This window comes from Acinetobacter brisouii (assembly GCF_008993995.1).
In the GTDB taxonomy this organism is placed as follows: Bacteria; Pseudomonadota; Gammaproteobacteria; order Pseudomonadales; family Moraxellaceae; genus Acinetobacter; species Acinetobacter brisouii_A.
In genome coordinates this window covers 1-1,673 of sequence record NZ_BKNN01000146.1, presented here as the reverse complement: position 1 = coordinate 1,673, position 1,673 = coordinate 1, and the positions used below count along the sequence as shown (strand labels likewise).

General features: G+C 36.2%; 2 protein-coding genes. Both read right to left on the bottom strand.

The genetic code is table 11. The features are described 5' to 3' along the window. Positions 1-297: 297 nt before the first annotated feature. Positions 298-582 (bottom strand): putative quinol monooxygenase, encoded by a 285-nt coding sequence (locus tag GBN19_RS15295; protein ID WP_000156168.1) that lies wholly within the window; start codon positions 580-582, stop codon positions 298-300. A gap of 20 nt (positions 583-602) precedes the next feature. Then, positions 603-1,601, bottom strand: coding sequence for a zinc-binding alcohol dehydrogenase family protein (locus GBN19_RS15290; RefSeq protein WP_151778688.1), 999 nt, complete (start codon positions 1,599-1,601; stop codon positions 603-605). Positions 1,602-1,673: the final 72 nt, after the last annotated feature.

Genomic DNA, 1,673 nt, shown 5'->3' with positions numbered 1-1,673 from the left:
CAATGGCTTTTATGGCTTCAGCTTTAAATTCTGCGGTGTAAGTCTTCTGTTTCTTGCTCATGGTAAACTCCTAATGAGTATGTATAGTTTACCAAGTTAAACCCTCCTGTTTTTTAAGCACACATCATTGGTTGTGCGGTAGATTTTGTGTGTAGGCTTCTTCATTTGAAAATTATATCGCTGAAGAAGCCCTTAAGAATAGCTTTGTGCAACAAAGCCACTACTTTGGACTCAGGTTTTTTTATTTAAGTCTCTATGTTAATTTGAAGAGTACTTCATCATAACGTCCGAATACAGCTATATTTTTTTGATTTCTATAATATCACTTGATTCAATGAGCGATTGGATATTACCAAATAAACTTTGAATATAATCAGAGGCTAGATGGATATCTAAATCCTCTCTGCTACGCCATTCTTCTAAGAAGAAATATCTACTCGAGTCATTTTCGCTAATATAAAGCTCATATTTTAAGCATCCTTCTTCTTGAAGCGTAGGCTCTATTACACTTTTTAAAAGCGCTTCTAACGTTTCTTTTTGATCTGATTTTGCCTTAATGTTCGCAATTACTGAAATAGTCATTATTTCACCTTGAGTTTGTTTTAGAAGTTTTCTAGTACAATTTTGCCTTTTGACTTACCTGATTCAAGCAACTTATGCGCCTTCTCCAAGTTTGCAGCGTTAATTTTGCCTAGATTTTGGTTAAGCGTACTTCTAATTTTTTGCTGGTCAACTAATTGGGCAACCTGTTGCAATAGATCACCTTGCTTTTCAATATCATCGGTTTCATACATTGAACGGGTGAACATCAACTCCCAATGGATAGAAATAGATTTAGTCTTAAACGGCATAATATCAAATGTTTTTGGATCATCGATCAATCCAAGCTTGCCTTGTGGTGCAATCAGAGAAACGATTTGCTTGGTATATGTTTCTGTATGATTTGTAGAGAATACGTATTTTGGTTTTTCAATACCTAGTGCTTCGATTTGTTCGTTTAAATCTTTGCTATGGTCAATGACATGGTCGGCACCCAGTGATTCCACCCAAGATTTCGTTTCTTCACGTGAAGCTGTTGCTATAACGGTCAGATTTGTTTTTGCTTTTAGGAGTTGAATAGCGATTGATCCTACACCACCTGCACCACCGATAATTAAAATACTGCCAACGTCTGTTTCTGAAATTTGAAACCGATCAAACAGCATTTCCCATGCCGTGATAGCAGTTAATGGCAATGCTGCTGCTTCTGCATTAGATACTGTAATTGGTTTAAGACTGATAATTCGTTCATCGACTGCTTGAAACTCAGCATTACTACCATCTCGGGTTAAATCACCAGCATACCAAACAGAATCTCCGACTTTAAAAGAGGTAACTTTTGAGCCAACTTCAATAATTTCACCAACGGCATCCCAACCTAAAATACGATTATTTGCTTCTGACGAATTTTTTCTCACTTTGGTATCAACTGGATTCACAGAGATTGCCTGAACTTTTACCAGTACATCACGCTCCTTAAGCGTAGGCTTCGCTTTTTCAATATCTACCAATGAATTTTTAAAATCATCATGGTGATTGATGACATACGATATGGCTTTCATAGATTCGTCCTTAACTTTAAAAAATATAGTAAAAATGGGAGCGAGGTGCTCCCATTTTTTGTTATTCAATAA